17 protein-coding genes and 1 pseudogene are annotated in these 18,440 nt (G+C 72.6%); 13 read left to right on the top strand and 5 right to left on the bottom strand.

Annotated features, from left to right (window positions below):
* Positions 1 to 104: 104 nt before the first annotated feature.
* Complete coding sequence (locus AC3EUJ_RS29095) at positions 105 to 1,835, bottom strand: dolichyl-phosphate-mannose--protein mannosyltransferase (RefSeq protein ID WP_431966501.1); 1,731 nt, start codon at positions 1,833 to 1,835, stop codon at positions 105 to 107.
* Positions 1,836 to 1,895: 60 nt separating this feature from the next.
* On the opposite strand from AC3EUJ_RS29095, the gene rsmI reads away from it, so the two are divergent.
* From rsmI to AC3EUJ_RS29065, 6 genes are all read left to right on the top strand, one after another.
* Positions 1,896 to 2,780: a 16S rRNA (cytidine(1402)-2'-O)-methyltransferase gene (gene rsmI, locus AC3EUJ_RS29090; protein WP_431966499.1), complete on the top strand. Its 885-nt coding sequence runs from the start codon at positions 1,896 to 1,898 to the stop codon at positions 2,778 to 2,780.
* A 191-nt stretch (positions 2,781 to 2,971) separates the two neighbouring features.
* Positions 2,972 to 3,370 (top strand): hypothetical protein, encoded by a 399-nt coding sequence (locus AC3EUJ_RS29085; RefSeq protein ID WP_431966497.1) that lies wholly within the window; start codon positions 2,972 to 2,974, stop codon positions 3,368 to 3,370.
* Between the two features lie 28 nt (positions 3,371 to 3,398).
* Positions 3,399 to 4,310 carry a TatD family hydrolase gene (locus tag AC3EUJ_RS29080; RefSeq protein ID WP_431966495.1) on the top strand — a complete coding sequence of 304 codons (912 nt, stop codon included), beginning with the start codon at positions 3,399 to 3,401 and terminating at the stop codon, positions 4,308 to 4,310.
* 243 nt (positions 4,311 to 4,553) lie between these two features.
* A complete protein-coding gene (locus tag AC3EUJ_RS29075; protein ID WP_431966493.1) occupies positions 4,554 to 5,801 on the top strand; it encodes a resuscitation-promoting factor in 1,248 nt (415 codons plus the stop codon).
* Positions 5,802 to 5,840: 39 nt separating this feature from the next.
* Entirely contained in the window at positions 5,841 to 6,734 is an 894-nt protein-coding gene (rsmA, locus tag AC3EUJ_RS29070; RefSeq protein ID WP_431966491.1) for a 16S rRNA (adenine(1518)-N(6)/adenine(1519)-N(6))-dimethyltransferase RsmA, read from the top strand.
* Positions 6,735 to 6,836: 102 nt separating this feature from the next.
* The gene (locus tag AC3EUJ_RS29065; protein WP_431966489.1) at positions 6,837 to 7,745 is read left to right on the top strand and encodes a 4-(cytidine 5'-diphospho)-2-C-methyl-D-erythritol kinase; all 909 of its coding nucleotides are present in this window, start codon (positions 6,837 to 6,839) and stop codon (positions 7,743 to 7,745) included.
* A 47-nt stretch (positions 7,746 to 7,792) separates the two neighbouring features.
* Here AC3EUJ_RS29065 and AC3EUJ_RS29060 read toward each other — a convergent pair whose 3' ends face one another.
* A complete protein-coding gene (locus tag AC3EUJ_RS29060) occupies positions 7,793 to 8,044 on the bottom strand; it encodes a type II toxin-antitoxin system RelE family toxin (protein ID WP_431966574.1) in 252 nt (83 codons plus the stop codon).
* Complete coding sequence (locus tag AC3EUJ_RS29055; RefSeq protein ID WP_431966487.1) at positions 8,041 to 8,316, bottom strand: type II toxin-antitoxin system Phd/YefM family antitoxin; 276 nt, start codon at positions 8,314 to 8,316, stop codon at positions 8,041 to 8,043. Before AC3EUJ_RS29055 ends, AC3EUJ_RS29060 begins: the two co-directional genes overlap by 4 nt.
* A gap of 267 nt (positions 8,317 to 8,583) precedes the next feature.
* On the opposite strand from AC3EUJ_RS29055, the gene AC3EUJ_RS29050 reads away from it, so the two are divergent.
* The gene (locus tag AC3EUJ_RS29050; RefSeq protein WP_431966485.1) at positions 8,584 to 8,940 is read left to right on the top strand and encodes a hypothetical protein; all 357 of its coding nucleotides are present in this window, start codon (positions 8,584 to 8,586) and stop codon (positions 8,938 to 8,940) included.
* 28 nt (positions 8,941 to 8,968) lie between these two features.
* Here the strand turns inward: AC3EUJ_RS29050 and AC3EUJ_RS29045 are convergent, their stop codons facing one another.
* Positions 8,969 to 9,544 carry a Uma2 family endonuclease gene (locus AC3EUJ_RS29045; RefSeq protein ID WP_431966483.1) on the bottom strand — a complete coding sequence of 192 codons (576 nt, stop codon included), beginning with the start codon at positions 9,542 to 9,544 and terminating at the stop codon, positions 8,969 to 8,971.
* Positions 9,545 to 9,743: 199 nt separating this feature from the next.
* Here AC3EUJ_RS29045 and AC3EUJ_RS29040 point away from each other — a divergent pair, with 199 nt between their 5' ends.
* From AC3EUJ_RS29040 to AC3EUJ_RS29030, 3 genes are all read left to right on the top strand, one after another.
* Positions 9,744 to 11,534: an ABC-F family ATP-binding cassette domain-containing protein gene (locus AC3EUJ_RS29040; RefSeq protein WP_431966481.1), complete on the top strand. Its 1,791-nt coding sequence runs from the start codon at positions 9,744 to 9,746 to the stop codon at positions 11,532 to 11,534.
* A 405-nt stretch (positions 11,535 to 11,939) separates the two neighbouring features.
* Positions 11,940 to 13,496, top strand: a complete 1,557-nt coding sequence (locus AC3EUJ_RS29035; protein WP_431966479.1) for an outer membrane protein assembly factor BamB family protein — start codon at positions 11,940 to 11,942, stop codon at positions 13,494 to 13,496.
* Between the two features lie 245 nt (positions 13,497 to 13,741).
* On the top strand, positions 13,742 to 14,473 hold the full coding sequence (locus AC3EUJ_RS29030; protein ID WP_431966572.1) for a helix-turn-helix transcriptional regulator: 732 nt from the start codon (positions 13,742 to 13,744) through the stop codon (positions 14,471 to 14,473).
* A gap of 153 nt (positions 14,474 to 14,626) precedes the next feature.
* On the opposite strand, the pseudogene AC3EUJ_RS29025 reads toward AC3EUJ_RS29030, so the two are convergent.
* Positions 14,627 to 14,896 (bottom strand): annotated as a pseudogene (locus tag AC3EUJ_RS29025) (Na+/galactose cotransporter); the annotation flags it as partial.
* Positions 14,897 to 15,008: 112 nt separating this feature from the next.
* Between AC3EUJ_RS29025 and galT the strand changes: the two are divergent.
* The 3 genes from galT to galK all read left to right on the top strand — a co-directional run bounded on the left by galT (position 15,009) and on the right by galK (position 18,332).
* The gene (gene galT, locus AC3EUJ_RS29020; protein WP_431966477.1) at positions 15,009 to 16,100 is read left to right on the top strand and encodes a galactose-1-phosphate uridylyltransferase; all 1,092 of its coding nucleotides are present in this window, start codon (positions 15,009 to 15,011) and stop codon (positions 16,098 to 16,100) included.
* A gap of 100 nt (positions 16,101 to 16,200) precedes the next feature.
* A complete protein-coding gene (galE, locus tag AC3EUJ_RS29015; protein WP_431966475.1) occupies positions 16,201 to 17,190 on the top strand; it encodes a UDP-glucose 4-epimerase GalE in 990 nt (329 codons plus the stop codon).
* A complete protein-coding gene (gene galK / locus AC3EUJ_RS29010; protein WP_431966473.1) occupies positions 17,187 to 18,332 on the top strand; it encodes a galactokinase in 1,146 nt (381 codons plus the stop codon). Before galE ends, galK begins: the two co-directional genes overlap by 4 nt.
* Positions 18,333 to 18,440 lie beyond the last annotated feature (108 nt).

The raw sequence follows: 18,440 nt of genomic DNA, 5'->3' as shown, positions 1-18,440 counted from the left end.
GGCGGAACCGGCCGCTCCGGCACGGCAGGGAGCGTGGTGAGGGCCTCCCGCGGTGCGCTGCCGGGGCCGCCCGTGGTGCGGCCCCGGCGCGCGGGGGGGGCCGGTCAGATCCAGGTGTCGAGCCACATGCGGTCGCGCCAGGCGTCCATGGGGATGGTCTGCCCGGTGTAGAGCGGGAAGAAGTAGATGAAGTTCCAGACGATCAGCAGGACCAGGATCCCCGCGCCGACCGCGCCCCACATGCGGCGGCGTTCGCTGGAGCCGGGGGGACCGAGGATCGCGCCGAGCATCATCGTGACCGCGAGGCAGAGGAACGGCACGAAGACGACCGCGTAGAAGAGGAAGATCGTCCGCTCCTGGTAGCGGAACCACGGCAGGTAACCGGCCGCGATGCCGCAGGCGATCGCGCCGGCGCGCCAGTCGCGGCGGAAGATCCAGCGGTACAGGACGTACAGCAGGGCGAAGCACCCGGCCCACCACAGCAGCGGGGTGCCGATGGCGAGCACCTCGCGGGCGCAGCCGCCGGCCGCGGTGCAGCCGTCCTCGCCGAGCCTGGGGGACTCGTAGAAGTACGACACCGGCCGGCCCAGGACCAGCCAGCTCCAGGGGTTGGACTGGTAGGTGTGCGGGGAGTGCAGGTTGACGTGGAAGTCGTAGACCTGTGACTCGTAGTGCCACAGGCTGCGCAGCGCCGCCCAGGAGTCCGACAGGAAGCCGCCGTCGCCCTTGGCCCAGTCGCGGTCGTAGCCCTTGCCGGTGGTGAACCAGCCGAGCCAGGACAGCAGGTACGTGACGACGGCGACCCCGACCATGCTGAACGCCGCCCACAGCCCGTCCAGCCAGAACGCGGTGAGCCGGGGGTAGCGGGCCCCCGCCACCCGGCGGGCGCCGACGTCCCACAGCACGGTGAGGACGCCGAAGAACGCCAGCACGTACAGGCCGTTCCACTTGGTGCCCGCGGCCAGGCCCAGGCAGATCCCGGCCGCGATCCGCCACGGGCGCACGCCCAGCCAGGTGAAGGAGGCGACGTGGTCGTCCGGGCGGCCCCCGGGCAGGGCGGCGGCGAGCCGCGCCCGCGCGCGGTCGCGGTCGATCAGCAGGCAGCCGAAGGCGGCCAGCACGAAGAACATGACGACGAGGTCGAGCAGGGCGACGCGGCTCATCACGAAGTGCAGGCCGTCCACCGCCATCAGGCCGCCCGCCAGGCAGCCCAGCGCCGTGGAGCGGAAGAGCCGGCGGCCGATCCGGCAGAGCATCAGCACCGACAGCGTGCCGAGCACCGCCATGGCGAAGCGCCAGCCGAAGGGGTTCAGCCCGAAGATCCACTCACCGGAGGCGATCACCCACTTGCCGACCGGCGGGTGCACCACGTACGAGGGGGCGTCGGAGAGCGGGACGGAGGGTGGGTTCGCGAGGATCAGGTCGTTGGCCTTGTCCGGCCAGCTGCCCTCGTAGCCGTACTGCAGGAGCGACCAGGCGTCCTTCGCGTAGTACGTCTCGTCGAATATCACCGCGTGCGGGCTGCCCAGGTTCCAGAACCGCAGCAGGCCCGCGAAGAGCGCCACGAGCAGCGGGCCGCCCCAGCCCGTCCAGCGGGCGAGCCGGTACGCCGTCGCCTTCCCCACGCCGAGCGCCGCCCACGCCCGCGTCCCCGGCTCGGGGAACGGCGGTACCAGGCGCTCGCGCAGGTCGGAGCGGGGGCGGTCCGCGTAGCCGTAGCGGCGAAGCTGCCGCTGCCAGGGGCTCTGCTCCTCCGCGGCCTTCGGTGCGTCCTCGACCCGGTGCGCATGCGTCGCGGTGTCACTCGTCACCGGGCCATCGTAGGGAAGCCGCATGTGTATGCGCTGAGGACCGGGCCAACCGGGGGTATACGCCGCGGGTGGGAGACTGGGGCGGTGACTAGCTCCGCAGGACCGGCCGCAGGCGTACTCGTACTCGCAGGGACCCCCATCGGCGACGTCGCCGACGCCCCGCCCCGGCTCTCCGCGGAGCTGGCCGGGGCCGATGTGATCGCCGCCGAGGACACCCGGCGGCTGCGCCGGCTCACCCAGTCCCTGGGGGTGACCACCACCGCCCGGGTCGTGTCGTACTTCGAGGGCAACGAGTCGGCCCGCACCCCGGAGCTGGTCACGGCCCTGGAGGAGGGCGCCCGGGTGCTGCTCGTCACCGACGCCGGCATGCCCTCGGTCTCCGACCCCGGCTACCGGCTGGTCGCCGCGGCCGTGGAGCGCGACATCCGGGTGACGGCCGTCCCGGGCCCGTCCGCCGTGCTGACCGCGCTCGCCCTCAGCGGCCTGCCCGTGGACCGCTTCTGCTTCGAGGGCTTCCCGCCCCGCAAGGCGGGCGAGCGGCGCGCCCGGCTGGGCGAGGCCGCCGGGGAGCGGCGCACCCTGGTGTACTTCGAGGCCCCGCACCGCCTCGCCGAGACCCTCGCGGCGATGGCCGAGGCCTTCGGCGCCGGGCGCCGGGCCGCCGTCTGCCGCGAGCTGACCAAGACCTACGAGGAGGTCAGGCGCGGTCCCCTGGAGGAGCTGGCGGCCTGGGCCGCCGAAGGGGTGCGCGGGGAGATCACGATCGTCGTCGAGGGCGCCCCGGAGACCGGGCCGGAGGAACTGGACGCCGCCGAGCTGGTGCGCCGGGTCCGGGTCCGCGAGGAGGCGGGGGAGCGCCGCAAGGAGGCGATCGCGGCCGTGGCGACGGAGGCGGGGCTGCCCAAGCGGGAGGTCTTCGACGCGGTGGTGTCCGCGAAGCACGCCGCGAAGCAGCCCGCGACCGGCTAAACACGGCACGGTGCAAAGTCCTATCGTGGGAGAGGGAAAAACCTGGGCCGCCTGCTCGGCCCCACGTCACACACTCCCCAAAACTGGCTCAAGAAAGGGCACCGCCGCTGTCGCCGGCGCCTTCCCGGGCGTTCGCTGATAGAGGGAAGTCCCGCTCCGGACGCCTCGTCCGGAGGGCATCAGGAGCTGCCATGAGCGAGACCATCGGAACCGATGGCACGGTTCGTGAGGCGTACGCCTTCGTCTGCACCAGCTGCGGGCGCGGATGGGAGCAGGCGTACGAGATCGAGCACCACGTCGACGCACAGGGTCGCGAGGTCGTCTGGTACATGGCGGACGGCAAGCGCGTGCCGTCCCCGCTGACCCGGCCGACGTGCGTGGAGTGCGAGAGCCACAAGGTCCGCATCATGCGGGCAGGACAGGTCTCCGATGTCGCCGGGTCCTGGTCGGCCACCGCGACCGCCGGCCCCCTGCCCGCGGCGTCGGACATGCGCCGGGTGCCGGCCGCGCCGGCCGTGGAGGAGGCCGAGCGCCGGGCGCGGCACTGGTCGCCCCGCAACCTGCTGCACCGCAGGAGGGACGCCCGGTAGCCGCCGCGCCCCCGCCTAGGATCGGGGCATGCCCGAGCACAACCAGAGCCAGAGCCAGAGCCGGCGCCGGAACAAGGACGCGTCCGCCGCCCCTCCCCTCCCCGAACCGCTCGCGGTCCCGGTGGCGGACTCGCACACCCACCTCGACATGCAGGAGGGCAGTGTCGAGGAGGCGCTGGCGAAGGCGGCGTCCGTCGGTGTGACGACCGTGGTCCAGGTGGGCTGCGACGTCGACGGCTCCCACTGGGCGGCGCGCACCGCCGGGGCGTACGAGGCCGTCTGGGCGGCCGTCGCCCTCCATCCCAACGAGGCCCCCAGGATCGTCCACGGGGATCCGGACAACTGGTCGCGACAGGGGTCCCGCGAGGCGGGCGGCCTGCCCGCGCTGGACGCCGCGCTCGCGGAGATCGACGCCCTCGCCGCGCTGCCCCAGGTGCGCGGCGTCGGCGAGACCGGGCTGGACTACTTCCGCACCGGGCCCGAGGGAGTCGAGGCCCAGCAGTACTCCTTCCGCCGCCACATCGACATCGCCAAACGGCACGGCAAGGCCCTGGTCATCCACGACCGCGAGGCCCACGCCGACGTGCTGCGCATCCTCGACGAGGAGGGCGCGCCCGGCACCGTCGTCTTCCACTGCTACTCCGGTGACGCGGAGATGGCCAAGGTCTGCGCCGACAAGGGCTACTACATGTCCTTCGCCGGCAACGTCACGTACAAGTCCGCCCAGGACCTGCGCGACGCGGTCGCCGTCGCCCCGGCCGAGCTCCTGCTGGTCGAGACCGACGCGCCCTTCCTCACCCCCGTACCGCACCGCGGCCGCCCCAACGCCCCGTACCTGATACCGGTCACCGTGCGGGCCATGGCCGCCGCCCGGGGCGCCGCCGAGGACGAGCTGGCGGCCGCCATCGGGGCCAACACGGCCCGCGCCTTCGGCTACTGACGCGGCGTCGCCTGCCCCCACCCGCGTCGCGCGGTCGGCGTAACGCCGGGTGTCCGATTCCGGACGCCCGGCCGGTGGAACGGTCATCGCCGTGGGCGGGGCAGGGCCGCGCTGACCACGGCCGCGAGCGCCGTCGCGGGCCACCCGTTCGGCGACACGTCGTGACCAAGCGGCTTGGGAGAGTGATGAATTCTCCGCTATGGTCCCGGTTCGGTCCGAATCGGACCGGGCCGGAGGTACGCCGTGAGCAACAGGAGCAAGGCGGGCACGACGCGGGCCGGGACTCGGTCCTCCGCGAACGGCCCCAACCGCGGGACACCGGGCACGGCCCCCGCCGCCGGGGACGTCGAGCCGCGTCCGGGGCGCGCGGCGGCGCGGCGCAGGCGCGCCACGCGTCGCCCCGACGCGCTGAGCATGCTGCTGCCCCGGGCCCTGGTCGTCGCGTGCCTGGCGGGCGGCAGCACCGTCTACTTGGCCGGGGGCAAGGCGGTGCAGCTCAGCGTGGACGGTCAGCCGCGCACCCTGCACACCTTCGCCGGGAGCGTCGAGGAACTGCTGCAGCGCCAGGGCATCGAGGTCGGCGACCACGACATCGTCGCCCCCGGCCCCGACGCGGCGCTGCAGGACGGCGACACCGTGGCCGTCCGCTTCGGCCGCCCGGTCGCGCTCACCCTCGACGGCAGGCCCCGGCGGATCTGGACCACGGCCGGCACCGTCGACGGCGCCCTGCGCCAGCTCGGCGTGCGCGCGGACGGCGCCTACCTGTCCGCCTCCCGCGGCGAGGCCATCGGGCGGCACGGGCTGGAGCTGGACGTCCGCACCGAACGCCAGGTGACCTTCCTGGCCGACGGCCACGAACGGCCCGTCCGCACCAACGCCGCCACCGTCGGCGAGGCGCTGCGCGACGCCGGCATCGCGCTGCACGGCCTGGACGCCACCTCCGTCGACCCCGACAGCTTTCCGCGCGAGGGCCAGACGATCTCCGTCATGCGCATCCGCGGCCACGACGAGGTCCACGAGGAGCCGGTGCCCTTCCCCGTCGAGCGGAGGAAGGACCCCTCGCTGTTCGAGGGCACCACCGCCGTCGACACCCGGGGCAGGAACGGGCTGCGCCGCGTCATGTACGCGTACCGGACGGTCGACGGGGTCCGGCAGAAGCCTCGGCGCATCTCCGAGGAGGTGCTGCGCGAGCCCGTGCGGCAAGTCGTGCGCGTCGGCACCAAGCCGCTCCCGGACAGTGTCGAGGGAGCCGACCACCTCAACTGGAAGGCGCTCGGCCAGTGCGAGGCGGGCGGGCGGCCGAACGCGGTGGACGCCTCCGGCACCTACGGCGGTCTCTACCAGTTCGACCGGCGCACCTGGCGCAACCTGGGCGGCCGCGGCCGCCCCCAGGACGCCTCGGCCAAGGAGCAGACGTACCGCGCCAAGCGCCTGTACATCCAGCGCGGCGCCAGCCCCTGGCCGGTGTGCGGCCGCAAGCTCTACTCGTAGCCCGGCAAAGGCGCGGCCGGCCCCGGATACCCTTGAGCGGTGAGCACCACCGACCACTCCGGTCCCGCCGACGACGCCCTGCTCGGCCCCGCCGACATCCGTGAGCTGGCCGCCGCGCTGGGCGTGCGCCCCACCAAGCAACGCGGCCAGAACTTCGTCATCGACGCGAACACGGTGCGCCGGATCGTACGCACCGCGGACGTCCGGCCCGACGACGTGGTCGTCGAGGTCGGTCCGGGGCTGGGCTCGCTCACGCTGGCGCTGCTGGAGGTGGCCGAGCGCGTCACCGCGGTGGAGATCGACGACGTGCTGGCCGCGGCCCTCCCCTCGACCGTCGCAGCCCGCCTGCCGGACCGCGCGGGCCGCTTCGCGCTCGTGCACCGTGACGCGCTGCGCGTCGAGGAACTGCCCGGTCCGCCGCCCACGGCGCTGGTGGCCAACCTGCCGTACAACGTGGCCGTCCCGGTGCTGCTGCACATGCTCGCGACCTTCCCGAGCATCGAGCGCACGCTGGTCATGGTGCAGTCCGAGGTCGCCGACCGGCTGGCCGCCGGTCCCGGTTCCAAGGTGTACGGGGTGCCCTCGGTGAAGGCCGCCTGGTACGCGGAGGTGAAGCGGGCCGGGGCGATCGGCCGCAACGTCTTCTGGCCCGCCCCGAACGTGGACTCCGGGCTGGTCTCGCTGGTCCGCCGCAAGGAACCGCTCCGCACCACCGCCACCCGCGAGCAGGTCTTCGCGGTCGTGGACGCCGCCTTCGCGCAGCGCCGCAAGACGCTGCGGGCGGCGCTGGCCGGCTGGGCGGGCTCGGCCGCCGCCGCCGAGGAGGCGCTGGTGGCCGCGGGGGTCTCGCCGCAGGCGCGCGGTGAGGCGCTGACCGTGGAGGAGTTCGCGGCGATCGCCGAGCACGGCGGGGCCGGCGTCCCCCGGCGCTAGCAGGGGGCACAATGGGGGCGCCGCCGCGCCCGGCGCGTTACCGTCCCCGTACGACCCGCGCGCCGCACACCGCACGACCCACGCACCGAGGAGAACCGCGCCGTGACCCGCAGCCCCGCGCCCGTTACCGTCCGCGTGCCCGCCAAGGTCAACGTCCAGCTCGCGGTGGGCGGGCCGCGCCCCGACGGTTTCCACGACCTGGCGAACGTCTTCCTCGCCGTCGGCCTGTACGACGAGGTCACCGTCACTCCCGCCGACGAGCTGCTGATCACGGTCGCCGGACCGGACGCCGGCCAGGTCCCGGCGGACGCGAGCAATCTCGCCGCCCGCGCCGCGATCGCGCTCGCCGCGCGGCACGGCCTGGAGCCGCGCGTCCACATCCACATCGCCAAGGACATCCCCGTCGCGGGCGGCATGGCCGGCGGCAGCGCCGACGCGGCGGGCGCCCTCGTCGCCTGCGACGCGCTGTGGGGCACCGGCGCGAGCCGCGAGGAGCTGCTCGCGATCTGCGCCGAGCTCGGCAGCGACGTCCCCTTCAGCCTGGTCGGCGGGGCCGCCCTCGGCCGGGGCCGCGGCGAACTGCTGGAGCCGCTGGAGACCGGCGGCGCCTTCCACTGGGTCTTCGCAGTCGCCGACGGCGGCCTGTCCACCCCCGAGGTCTACCGCGAGTGCGACCGGCTGCGCGGCGACGCGGCGGTGCCGGAGCCGGAGGCGTCCGCGGCCCTGGTCGAGGCGCTGCGCGCTGGTGATGCCGTCGCCCTCGCCGGCGCCCTGGCGAACGACCTGCAGCCCGCCGCGCTGTCCCTGCGGCCCTCGCTGGCCGCGACCCTGGCCGCGGGCACCGAGGCCGGCGCCCTGGCCGCCCTGGTCTCGGGCTCCGGGCCCACCACCGCCTTCCTCGCCAAGGACGCCGAGTCCGCGCACGCCGTCGCCGGCGCCCTCGCCGCCTCCGGAACCTGCCGCGCGGTCCGGGTCACCACCGGCCCCGCGCGGGGCGCGACCGTGGTCTGAGCGCCCGCGTCCACGGGGCGGGTATGCGTCGGTTTGCGAGCCGGACGTCAGCCCACACGGCCGATCTTGACGATGAGGACGGTGACGGCCTCGGCCTCCGGCCGGTACAGAACCCGCCAGTCGCCCACGGACAACCACCAGTACCCGGAGTCCCCCAGGGCGCGTGCCGCTCGGGGACGCGGTTCACGGGCCAGGTCCCTGACGGCAGCGGCGCCTGCCTTGGCGCCCACCGGATCAACGGAACGCAGGCGCCGGAATTCGTCCATGGCCCGGTGCTGCCAGACGACGGTGTGGGTCAGGAGGCCTCGGCCTGACGATCCTCGTTCTCCAACAGGGCAATGAACTCGTCATGCGTCATCGCCGGGCCTGTGGGAGCGGATTCGCGTCCCGCCGCCTCGGCCGCGTCCGCCGCCTCGCGCAGACGCTGGAGTTCCTCGAGTTCGCTTATCGGGATGAGAGCGGCGGCGGGTTTGCCGTACTCGCTGATCAGGATGTGTTCGTGCCCGTGCCGGACGCGGCCGACGAGCTGTCCGAGCTGGTTGCGGGCTTCCACGAGCGGATACGTATCCATGTGAAGACTGTACATAGCTGCGGCTGTGTACGGTGGGCGATCACCGCGACGCCACGCTGATCGCAGCACCCGCTGCCGCTGCCGCTCCCGCGCGGCCCGGGGATGCCCCCACCCGCAGGGGTGCCCGAGGGGCGGTCAGGCCCAGCGGGTGACGCGGCCGCACTACTCTGGGAGGTCGTTCTTTCGTAGTGACAGGAGTCCCATGGCCGTCAACCTGGTCAACGTCGAGGCGCGGACGAAAGAAAGATGCTCCGTGCCGGGTGGGCCATGCACAGCACCCTGACGGAGCACGCGCGGTGCCTCTACGGAGACGAGTACCGACCCACGCCGGAGTGCGGTCTCGAACACCGAGAGCGCAACTTCGTCGAAGAGCTGACCTTCGCTGACGCGGATTCGATCCTCGCCATGCTGCGTGAGCTCTGTCCGCACATTGTCGACGGGCGTCTGCCGGTCTGGGTCCGGAATCTGGCCTATCGGCTGGTGCTGTTGCAGCGGCCGGACGAGCCGACGCTCATGCGAGAGGCTGCCGAGAGCCTCTGGATGCACGGCCCGGATTGGGATGATGTCGCAGCAGACCTGACGAGAAAGGCCGACGCCCTGGAAACGGGCGAGCCGGTCGTATGACCGGCCGGACAGAACTGGCGCAGAACAACTAGCGCACCAGATCCTTGACATCGATGGAGACAGGGAACGGGACGGGGGTGTCCAGCCGGTCGCGATGCACACCGGTGGCCACATAGGCCCGGGTGGTGTCGTCCAGCTCGTAGGTGTGAACCGCGGGGAGGCCGTTCTCGTCCTCGACGCGCCAGAGATGGCGGATGCCTGCGTCAGCGTAGAGGCCCGGCTTGTAGCGTCGGTCCCGGTCCTCGGACTCGGCGGACACCACCTCGACCACCAACTCGACCTCTTCCGGGAGGAATCGGGTGCGCTCCGGCGCGTAGGGCACCGAGGCGACGATGATGTCGGGCTCCGGACGGCTGCGTCGATTGAGCTTCACGGTCATCTGCGCTTCGACGGTCCAGTCCACGGGGGCGACGCTTTCCAGCGCGGCGGTGAGTCGGCGGATCACCCGGTCGTGCCAGCTGCGCTGGGGGGCCATGTTGAAGATCAGCGCTCCGTCCAGCAGCTCGATGTGACGCGGGGCGTCGGCTGGGAGCAGGTCCAGGTCGTCGGCCTCCCAGCCGCTGTCCCGGGGCGGGTACATCCATGGCGGCAGCGCGATACTCACAGCGACGCTCCCCTTTTCGACTGCCATAGCTTCGGCTGGAATCAAGAATGCCACGCGAACGTGGCGTCTCACTGTCCGGTCAGTGGGCTCCGCCGAGTGGTACAGGTGTTCGATGTGAGGTCTCGGCCGGCCGGCATCCGGCCGGCGGCGACTAGGCTGAGGGAGTCGGTCGTCCGTAGCCCTTGGGAGCACAGCACCTGTGGCACTTAACTTGGTCAACGTCGAGTCCGTCAGCAAGGTGTACGGAACGCGCACCCTGCTGGACGGGATCTCGCTCGGCGTATCGGAGGGCGACCGCATCGGTGTGGTCGGCCGCAACGGCGACGGGAAGACGACCCTGATCCGGATGCTGGCGAAGCTGGAAGGGCCGGACACCGGGCGGGTGACGCACACCTCGGACCTGCGGCTGGGCGTACTGACGCAGCACGACAGCCTCGACCCGCGGGCGACCGTCCGGCACGAGGTGGTCGGCGACCGCGCGGACCACGAGTGGGCCGGCGACGCGAAGATCCGGGACGTGCTCACCGGGCTCTTCGGCGGGCTGGACCTGCCCGGCTTCCCGCAGGGGCTGGACACGGTGATCGGGCCGCTGTCCGGAGGCGAGCGCCGCAGGATCGCGCTGGCGAAGCTGCTGATCGCCGAGCAGGACCTGATCGTGCTCGACGAGCCCACCAACCACCTCGACGTCGAGGGCATCTCCTGGCTCGCGGGCCATCTGCGGGCGCGCCGCTCGGCCCTGGTGTGCGTGACCCACGACCGATGGTTCCTGGACCAGGTCTGCACCCGCATGTGGGACGTGCAGCGCGGTGACGTCCACGATTACGAGGGTGGTTACAGCGACTACGTCTTCGCCCGCGCCGAGCGCGAGCGGATCGCCGCTACCGAGGAGGTCAAGCGGCAGAACCTGATGCGCAAGGAGCTGGCCTGGCTGCGTCGCGGCGCCCCCGCCCGCACCAGCAAGCCGCGGTTCCGCATCGAGGCGGCCAACGAGCTGATCGCCGACGTGCCGCCGCCGCGCGACGACGCCGAGCTGATGAAGTTCGCGACGACCCGGCTCGGCAAGACCGTCTTCGACCTGGAGAACGTGACCGTGCAGGCCGGGCCGAAGGTGCTGCTGAAGCACCTGACCTGGCAGCTGGGCCCCGGCGACCGGATCGGCCTGGTCGGCGTCAACGGCGCCGGCAAGACGTCCCTGCTGCGGGCGCTCGCGGACGCCGCCGCCAGCGAGGGCGAGAAGCAGCCCGTGGCCGGCAGGGTGGTGGTCGGCAAGACCGTGCGGCTGGCCTACCTGTCGCAGGAGGTCGCCGAGCTCGACCCGGCGCTGCGGGTGCTGCAGGCGGTGGAGTCGGTGCGCGGACGGGTCGACCTGGGCAAGGGCCGGGAGATGACGGCGGGTCAGCTCTGCGAGAAGTTCGGGTTCACCAAGGAGAAGCAGTGGACCCCGGTCGGCGACCTGTCCGGTGGTGAGCGGCGACGGCTGCAGCTGCTGCGGCTGCTGATGGACGAGCCCAACGTACTCTTCCTCGACGAGCCCACCAACGACCTCGACATCGAGACCCTGACCCAGCTGGAGGACCTGCTCGACGGCTGGCCGGGCTCGATGGTGGTCATCTCCCACGACCGCTACTTCCTGGAGCGGACCACCGACCGCACCTTCGCCCTGCTCGGCGACGCCACCCTGCGCATGCTGCCGCGCGGTATCGACGAGTACCTGGAGCGGCGCCGGGCGGCCGTCGAGGCCGCCGCCCCCGCGCCCGCCCCGGCCAAGCCCAAGGGCGGCGGCGACAGCCGGACGGCCAAGAAGGAACTGCAGCGCATCGAGCGGCAGTTGGACAAGATCGGCGAGAAGGAGTCCAAGCTGCACGCCGCCATCGCCGAGAACGCCACCGACTTCGAGAAGGTGGCCGAACTCGACATGGAGCTGCGGTCGCTGGCGGGCGAGCGCGAGGAACTGGAGATGCGCTGGCTGGAGCTGGCCGACGAGGTCTGACATTCTCCCCGGCCTGGAGGCCGGGCATTCGCCTGCACCCACACGGGCTGTGTGGGTCCCTTCGGGTGGGTTCCCGCTTCGTCGCGCGGTGCCGGGACGAGTCCCGGTCCCACCTGCGCTCCACGGGCTGACACCGCCTGCGAAGCCGCTTCGGCGGATCGCCGGTCGTCGGGAACGGCAGCCCCTCACCACGGGCGGTCTCCCGCGCCCGCGGGGCGTCGTCACTGGTCCGAGTTCAACGGCGAGGCCAACCACGTCCACCTGCTGGTGAACCTCTCGCCGAAGGTCGCCGGGTAGCAGTGCCGTAACGGTCCTCGGGCGCGGGGGCGGAACCGTGCGTGACCGGTGGTACAAAGAGGGTCACCGACCGCCCCCGCACACCTGTGCCCCGAAAGGTGCCCGCTGATGTCGCAGCCGCCGCCTCCTCCCGGCAACCAGCCCGGATTCGGGCCGCAGCCGCCTCGGTACGGTTACCCGCCGCAGCAGCCCAACCCCTACGCCCAGCCGCCGGTGCAGCCGCAGGGCCGGCAGCCGCCACCCCCGCCGCCGGGCCCGTACGGCCCCAACCCGTACGCCCAGGCACCGACCCAGCCGCTCCCCGGGTACGGCCACCAGCCGTACCCGCAGCCGCCGAAGCGCGGCGGCGGCAAGGCGGCCGGGATCGCGGCGGCGGCGATCGCGGCGGTCCTGGTCGTCGGCGCGGGCGTCTTCCTGGCCACCACGGGCGACGGCGACCCCTCGGACACCCCGGCGAAGGGCGGTAGCAGCCGGCCCGCCGGCGACGGCCCGCTCAAGGCCCGCGCGTTGTGGGACAAGAAGGCGGTGCGGCCGCCCAAGGCCGAGATCACCGCCCCGGTGGCGGAGGCCTGGTTCACCGGCAACGCCGTCGTGAAGACGATGCCGGACGCGCTGCGTTCCTTCGACATCGACAGCGGCAAGGAGAACTGGTCGATCCCGCTGGACGGGGATTCCTGCCCGGGACCGGAGTCGGCGGCCGGCGACCGCCTGGTGCTGCAGTACGGCACGGACTGCGACAGCGTGATCGCCGTCGACATCGCCCAGGGCAGGAAGCTGTGGGCGAAGAAGCTGCCCAGCCCGAACGGCCGGACCTCGCACAGCTACCCGCAGATCGCGCTCACGGGAGACACGGCGGCCGTCTCCTGGATCGGCGGCTCGGTCGCGTACAGGATCAGCACCGGGGCGGTGCTGTGGACGCCCAAGGCCGGTTCGGAGTGCACCGACAAGGGCTACCACGGCGGCGCCGCGCTGGTCGCGGTCGTCGAGTGCGGCGGCTTCGGCGGTGACGAGTACGTCCAGGGCCTGGGCGAGGGCGGCGCCAAGAAGTGGTCCTGGCAGGTGCCGAACGGCAGTGAGGTGTACAGCGTCATCTCCACGGACCCGGTGGTCGTGGGGCTGTCGGCGGGCAGCCCGTCGATGACCGACATCGTGTACCTGGAGGGCGGCAGGATGAAGAGCCGCATCTCGCTCGGCGCGGGCGGCGCGGACGCCACGTACCGCATCCACTGCGAGGACAACCGGTGCACCAACGTCGCCGTCGACGGCACGACCATCTACCTGCCCACCAGGACCCACTCGGGCAGCGGCACCTCCTACTCCCAGACGAACGAGATCGCCGCGCTGGACCTCACCACCGGCAAGCCGAAGTGGCTCGCCAAGCCCGACCAGGAGCGCGAGCTCAAGATCGTGGGCGTCAGCGGCGGCAAGGTCGTCGCCTACCAGAAGAACACCTACGCCAAGCCGGGCCGCCTGGTGCGGCTCGATCCCGCGACGCGCAGCTTCACCCTGTTCATGGAACTGCCGGAGAGCGGCAAGGACCTGGAGAACGACTTCCTCGACAGCGACTCGGGCCGGTGGCTGTACAAGGACCACTTCTTCCTGACCTCCGATCACATCTCCGCCTCGGCCAACCTGACGGACCGGTCCATCGCCGCCTTCGGCTGACCTCCTCGAACAAGCACACCCGGTCGTAAGTCGGCCATGTTCGGAGATAACGCGGATTTAGGGATGCTTCTGCCGAGTAGGGGGCGCAAAGCGTCGAACAAGCGTGTACCTTCCCGGGCATGGCCCGGGCCCGCCGGGGGCACAGGCGGTATGCCGGACGGGCTTCGCCACGGCATGTGAGGGGGACCGGCTTGGACTCGGTGGGCAGGCCCGCACCAGTCCATGGGGGGATGAGGGGGACGCCCATGGGCGTACGGCTGGTCGTCGTCGACGATCATCGTCTGCTGGCCGAGGCGCTCGCCTCGGCTCTGAAGCTGCGCGGGCACCGGGTGCTCGCGGCGGCCGCGCCCGCCTCGGGCGCGGCGGATCTCGTGCTGAGCAGGTCGCCCGAGGTGTGCCTGATCGGGACGGCGGCGCCGGCCGAGCCGGGCGCCTTCGACGCGGTCGTCCGCATCAAGCGGGAGCGGCCCGGGGTCGCGGTGCTGGTCCTGGGTCCGGTGCCCAACCCGCGGGGGATCGCCGCCGCGTTCGCGGCCGGAGCGTCCGGCTACGTACGGCACGACGAGCGGATCGAGGGCGTCGAGCGGGCGATGGCCAAGGCGCGCGCCGGCGAGGTGGCCGTGGCGCCCGGGCTGCTGCAGGGCGCGTTCGCCGAGCTGCTCAATCCGGTGGCCGAGCCGGACGACGAGGGCACCAGGCTGCTGCAGATGCTCACCCCGCGCGAGGTCGAGGTGCTGTTGCGGGTCGCGGACGGCGAGGACACCCGGCTGATCGCGGCGGGCATGCGGATCGCGCCGAGCACCGCCCGTACGCACGTGCAGCGGGTGCTGATGAAGCTGGGGGTGGGCTCCCGGCTGGAAGCCGCCGCGCTGGCCGCCCGCACCGGTCTGCTGGACCGGGTCGGTCACCACCTCCCGGGCGGTGCGATCCCGGCTCAGGCGTCTCCCGTGGATCGTGCGGGGAAGGAGGGGGACTGAGCTTCATCCACAGGAGGAAGAGCAGTCCCGGCACCAGCATGCCGATCCCGGTCCAGAGGTCGATGTTGATCCCCTGGGCCTTGGCGATGTCCGCGTCGGGGACCCGCACGCCCTGACTGCGGGACGGCGCGTCGGTTCCGCAGCATTCACCAGAATGGCGCCGATCCAGTACCAGTGCACCGTGTACGCCCCGTAGCGCGCGCCGTTGGCGGCCATCCCCAGGATCTCGGTCGCACACGGGTCGGCGGCGATGAACGCCGGACCGGTGCCCCAGGCGGGCAGCGACCGACTGGACAGGAAGAAGCCGAGGCCGGTCCGGACGGCGCGGCGGGCGGCGAATCCGATGCCGAGGACGGCGACGAAGCAGATCGCGAGGATCGAGTAGTCGAGCGCACTGCTGGGTTGCCGTAGCCCTTCTGTCAGGTTTTGCGTGGTTTGATCACTCCCCGCAACGGGGCCTCCGTTGACGTTGCTGTTGCCTTGTGATTCATTGTGTTTGATTCTGTTTGCTGGCGTGGTGTGAGGAGCCCGCAGGGTGAAGAAGACATCGACCCGGCTCGCCGACGGGCGCGAGCTGATCTACTACGACCTGCGCGACGACGAGACCCGCGACGCCGTCGACCGCCGCCCGCTGGACCCGGTGACCAGCGCCTCGGAGATCCGCCAGGACCCGCTGCTCGGTGACTTCGTCGCCATCGCCTCCCACCGTCAGACCCGCACCTACCACCCCCCCGCCGACGAGTGCCCGCTCTGCCCGTCCAGGGACGGGCGCTCTGGGGGCACCCCCTTCGGGGGAGAGATCCCGGACGACCACTACGACGTGGCCGTGTTCGAGAACCGCTTTCCCTCGCTCACCGGAAAACATGGCCGTTGCGAGGTCGTCTGCTTCACCGACCGGCACGACGGGTCGTTCGCCGACCTCACCCCGGAGCAGGCACGGCTGGTGCTCGACGCCTGGACCGACCGCACGGCCGAACTCTCCCGGCTGCCCGGTGTCGAGCAGGTCTACTGCTTCGAGAACCGCGGCGAGGAGATCGGCGTCACCCTCGGCCACCCGCACGGCCAGATCTACGGCTACCCACACGCCACACCGCGCACCGAGCTGATGCTGCGTTCGCTGGAACGGCACCGCGAGGCCACCGGCGGCCGCAACCTCTTCGACGACCTCGTGGCCCGTGAGCGCGAGGACGGCAGCCGGATCGTCCTGGAGGGCGAGCACTGGACGGCGTTCGTGCCGTACTCCGCGCACTGGCCGTACGAGGTGCACCTCTACCCGCGGCACAGGGTGCCGGATCTGACCGGCCTGGACGAGGCGGCCCGCGCCGAGTTCCCCGGGATCTACCTGGAACTGCTGCGCCGCTTCGACCGGCTCTTCGGCCCCGAGGGCCCGTACCGGCCCGGCGCCGCAGCGGAGCCGCCGACCCCGTACATCTCCGGCTGGCACCAGGCGCCGCTCTCCAGCCCGCTGCGCGAGGAGTTCGCGCTCCACCTGGAGCTGTTCACGATCCGCCGCACCAAGGGCAAGCTCAAGTACCTGGCGGGCTCCGAGTCCGGCATGAGCGTGTTCATCAACGACGTGCCGCCGGAGACCGCCGCGAGCCGCCTGAGGGAGGTCGCCTCCCCGTGAGCGGCGCCCCTGTGATCGTCACCATGCCCCACCACCGGCGCGTGTTCATCCGGCGCCGCTACGGTGGCCCCGAGTCGAACCCGAGAAAGGCTGTGACCCCGTGAGCGACCCTCGCACGAAGAAGGTTCTGGTCACCGGAGGCGCCGGTTACGTCGGCAGCGTCGTGGCGGCCCATCTGCTGGAGGCGGGGCACCGGGTCACCGTCCTGGACGACCTGTCCACCGGCTTCCGGGACGGTGTCCCCGAGGGCGCCGGCTTCGTCGAGGGGCGGGTCCAGGACGCGGCGAAGGTGCTCGACGCCACCTACGACGCGGTGCTGCACTTCGCCGCCAGCTCCCAGGTCGGCGAGTCCGTCGTCCACCCCGAGAAGTACTGGCGCAACAACGTGGCGGGCACGCTGGACCTGCTCACGGCGATGCGTGACACCGGGGTGCGGCGCCTGGTCTTCTCCTCCACCGCCGCCACCTACGGCGAGCCGGAGTCCGTTCCGGTCACCGAGGACGACCCGACGCTGCCGACCAACCCGTACGGCGCCTCCAAGCTCGCCGTCGATCACATGATCACCAGCGAGGCGGTCGCCCACGGCCTGGCCGCGGTCTCCCTGCGCTACTTCAACGTCGCGGGCGCCTACGGGGCGTTCGGCGAGCGTCATGCGCCCGAGTCGCACCTCATCCCGCTCGTGCTGCAGGTCGCCCAGGGCCGCCGGGAGGCGATCTCCGTCTTCGGCGACGACTACCCCACCCCCGACGGCACCTGCGTCCGCGACTACATCCACGTGGCCGACCTGGCCGAGGCGCATCTGCTTGCCGTCGACGCGCCGGCTCCCGGCGAGCACCTGATCTGCAACCTCGGCAACGGCAACGGCTTCTCCGTGCGCGAGGTCATCGAGACCGTCCGCCGGGTCACCGGTCACCCCGTCCCCGAGGTCGTCGCCCCGCGCCGCGGCGGCGACCCGGCCGTCCTGGTCGCCTCCGCCGAGCGGGCCAAGGAGCGCCTCGGCTGGCGTCCCTCGCGCACCGACCTCGACGGGATCGTCCGCGATGCCTGGACCTTCGCGCAGGACCTGCAGAACCAGGAGGGCGGCAAGTGAGCGAGGACGGCTTCCGCGCCACGTACGGCACCGGCCCCGAGGGCGTCTGGGCCGCCCCCGGCCGGGTGAACCTGATCGGTGAGCACACCGACTACAACGACGGCTTCGTGATGCCTTTCGCGCTGCCCCACACCACGGTCGCCGCGGTCGCCCGCCGCGCCGACGGCCGGCTGCGGCTGCACAGCGGCTCGCCCGACGTCCCCGCCGGCGTCGTCGAACTGCACGTCGACGAACTCGAACCCGGCGGCGGTGCCGGCTGGGCCGACTACCCCGCAGGCGTCATCTGGGCGCTGCGCGACGCCGGGTACGAGATCACCGGCGCCGACATCCACTTCGAGAGCACCGTCCCCACCGGGGCGGGGCTGTCCTCCTCGGCCGCGCTGGAGGTCGTCACCGCCGTCGCCCTGAACGACCTCTACGGCCTCGGCCTGGAGCGGTGGCGGATCGCCCGGCTCTGCCAGCGCGCGGAGAACGTCTACGTGGGCGCGCCCACCGGGATCATGGACCAGACCGCCTCGGCGTGCTGCACCGAGGGGCACGCCCTGTGGCTCGACACCCGCGACCTGTCGCAGCGCCAGATCCCCTTCGACATGGCCTCCCAGGGCCTGCGGCTGCTCGTCGTCGACACCCGGGTCACCCACGCCCACAGCGAGGGCGAGTACGGCAAGCGGCGGGCGGGCTGCGAGGAGGCGGCGGCGCAGCTCGGCGTCGAGGCGCTGCGGGACATCCCCTACGAGAGCCTCGACGAGGCCCTCGCCCGCGTCGAGGAACCCGGACTGCGGCCGCTGGTACGGCACGTGGTGACCGAGGACCGCCGGGTGCAGCGAGTCGTCGAACTGCTGGAGACCGGCGACGCCCGCGCCATCGGGCCGGTGCTGACCGAGGGCCACGCCTCGCTGCGCGACGACTTCAGGGTCTCCTGCCCGGAACTCGACCTGGTGGTGTCGGCCGGTGTGGAGGCGGGCGCCCTCGGCGCGCGCATGACCGGGGGCGGCTTCGGCGGTTCGGCGATCGTGCTGGTGGAGGAGTCCGCCGCGAAGAAGACCGCCGAGGCGATCGCCGCCGCCTTCGCCACGGCCGGCCACCGCGAGCCGCGGGTCTTCACGGCGGTGCCGTCCGCGGGGGCCCGCCGGATGGTGTAGCCGCTCGGCCGGGTCGTCAGGGTGCGGTCCGGGTGTCCGTGTCCGGCTGTCTCGCGCCCGAAGGGCGCGAGACGAGCCCGCAACCACCCACCATGCTTTGTCGGGACC

The sequence above is a fragment of the Actinacidiphila sp. bgisy160 genome (assembly GCF_057707815.1).
This window is presented reverse-complemented; position numbering and strand designations above follow the sequence as displayed.